The organism is Chromohalobacter sp. 48-RD10 (assembly GCF_029889785.1).
Lineage (GTDB): Bacteria > Pseudomonadota > Gammaproteobacteria > Pseudomonadales > Halomonadaceae > Chromohalobacter.
In genome coordinates this window covers 1-2,384 of record NZ_JARANX010000087.1, presented here as the reverse complement: position 1 = coordinate 2,384, position 2,384 = coordinate 1, and the positions used below count along the sequence as shown (strand labels likewise).

2 protein-coding genes are annotated in these 2,384 nt (G+C 59.4%); both read left to right on the top strand.

What is annotated here, in order from left to right; genetic code table 11:
* A partial coding sequence (locus tag OP496_RS17185; protein WP_280565055.1) for a glycosyltransferase occupies window positions 1-795 on the top strand: 795 nt, incomplete at its 5' end.
* 518 nt (window positions 796-1,313) lie between these two features.
* Window positions 1,314-2,384: group II intron reverse transcriptase/maturase (ltrA, locus tag OP496_RS17180; protein ID WP_280565054.1), on the top strand; the 1,071-nt coding region annotated here is incomplete at its 3' end.

Sequence of the window (2,384 nt, the reverse complement as noted above, 5' to 3'; positions counted from 1 at the left end):
AATCTTTATTATACGCATCAGGTGGTGGCCCATTCTTCGCTTTCTCATCGGGCATGGCTATGTGCCCGTACCGATCCTACTCAAATGCTGCTGAGTAAGAAGTCTTCAAAATTTAAGGTGAGACAAAAAATAAAAAGTGTCTATGGTGGGCGCCGTGTGCTTGCGATTTCTCATGGCATACTTGACTCGATTGCTGCGTATGGCGCGGTACCTCGTCAATCCAAGGTGATACATAATATTATCGATGCGGACGTCGTCCGTGCGCGTATGCGAGATGACGTCGAAGTGGAGAATTATATCGTATCCGTGGGGCGCTTAGGGTTACGGCAAAAGCGTTATGATCGTCTTCTGCGGGCCTACAAAGAAAGCGGAGTAACGCAAAAACTCGTGCTTGTAGGCTATGGGGAAGTTGGTGAGATTGAAAACGCACATGCTCTAGTCAGTGAGTTAGGGCTCGAAGAGCGCGTGGTTTTTCTCGGTCAGAAGAGTAATCCGTATCCATATATTTATCATGCCGATCTCTTGGTGTTGGCGTCCGATTACGAGGGCTTCGGCCGCGTCATCGCGGAATCTCTGATTTGTGGTACGCCTGTGGTTAGTACCGATTGTCCCTCAGGGCCGCGGGATATCCTGATGGATGAGCTGGCGACTTGCCTGGTCCCAAAAGACGATGAGCAGGCGTTGGCCCGTAAAATGCGCGAGGTGTTGGATGCACCGCCGTTGATAAAGCCCGAGCACTATGAACGTTTTTCGCCTAATGCGATTGCTAGCCAGTACGAAAGCCTCGCCGGCTGATATAGGCTGGACTCTATTGACGTTTTACACGGCCTCTTTTGAGGCCGTTTTTGTTGTGCGCCAGGCATGGCGCGCAGCGCCAGACTGGCGCTGTTCCCGGGGGTGGTGCCTCGGGATGACTTGGGGGTGAAAGTCCCCTGTACGCCCGGCAAGGGGAAGTACTAGCCGACGGCAAGGGTGTCTTCTGCGAGGGAGAATCCGAAGGAAGCCCGAGGCAAAACGCTGGCCTGACGAACAGGAAGCGGATATGAGGCGTCCTGGCGGGGTGAGGTGGCAACGATCACCAAAGCCCGGTACTTGCACGAAACGCCATGATGTACATCCGACAGGCATAAGCGGGAAGGTCGCGCGTCTTACCCTGGGAGGTCTGGTGGTCTGCCACAGTGCTACCGGCGTCGAGAGGCGACGGAAAGGACCATCAGACGTCAGCCAAGGCCATAGTAAGTGCCGGTTCACCCCGGCACCAAGGGCCGAACATGAAGAACCGCGAGTAGGCGATGACGTCTCGAGGACTGATCGTGAAGACAGCAATGGGCGCTAACACCGCCACCCACCCAGAGGGGCCGGGGTGGAACCCCGCGTCCCAGCCGGTGGGCGTCGAGACAGTCCCGGCGTCGTCATCGTGGACGAAAGCGGAGCCCGCCCCGCTCATGGAAGCCGTGGTAGAGAAGGCCAACATGGCGCGGGCTTACCGTAGGGTGGTCACCAACAAAGGGGCGCCGGGTGCCGATGGCATGACGGTGGACCAGTTGACCGACCACCTGAAACAGCACTGGCCGACGCTGCGCGAGCGGCTGCTGGCCGGTGAGTACCACCCCAGCCCGATCCGAGCCGCCAAGATCCCCAAGCCCAAGGGCGGGACCCGACAGCTCGGTATTCCCACGGTCACCGACCGGCTGATCCAGCAGGCGCTGCTGCAGGTGCTGACGCCGACTTTCGACCCAAGCTTCTCGGGGTCGAGTTACGGCTACCGCCCCAAGCGTAGCGCCCAACAGGCCGTCTCGGCGATGAAGGCTCACGTTTCTGCCGGCCACCGCTGGGTGGTCGACCTCGATCTGGAAGCTTTCTTCGACCGAGTGAACCACGACCTGTTGATGGCACGGGTCGCGCGTCGCGTTCACGATAAGCGAGTACTGCGCCTGATCCGTCGCTATCTGGAAGCTGGGATGTTCCAGCACGGCCTGACCACACCAAGAAAGCAGGGTACGCCCCAAGGCGGGCCGCTGAGTCCGCTGCTGGCGAATATCCTGCTGGATGACGTGGACAAGGAGCTGGAACGCCGCGGCCACCGCTTCTGCCGCTACGCCGACGACATGCAAATCTACGTGCGGAGTCAGCGAGCGGGCGAGCGTGTCATGGCCAGCCTGAGTGAGTATCTCGAGAACTCACTTCGGCTCATGGTCAACCACGCCAAAAGCGCGGTGGAGCGCCCCTGGCAGCGAGGCTATCTGGGGTACACGCTGACTCGGCACAAGCTGCCACGGCTGACGCTGACCCAGGCCAGCTTGCAGCGCTTGATGCAGCGTGTCCGCGAGATCCTGAAGCGTGGCAGGGGCCACAACATCCGGCGAGTCACTGAGGCGTTGGCC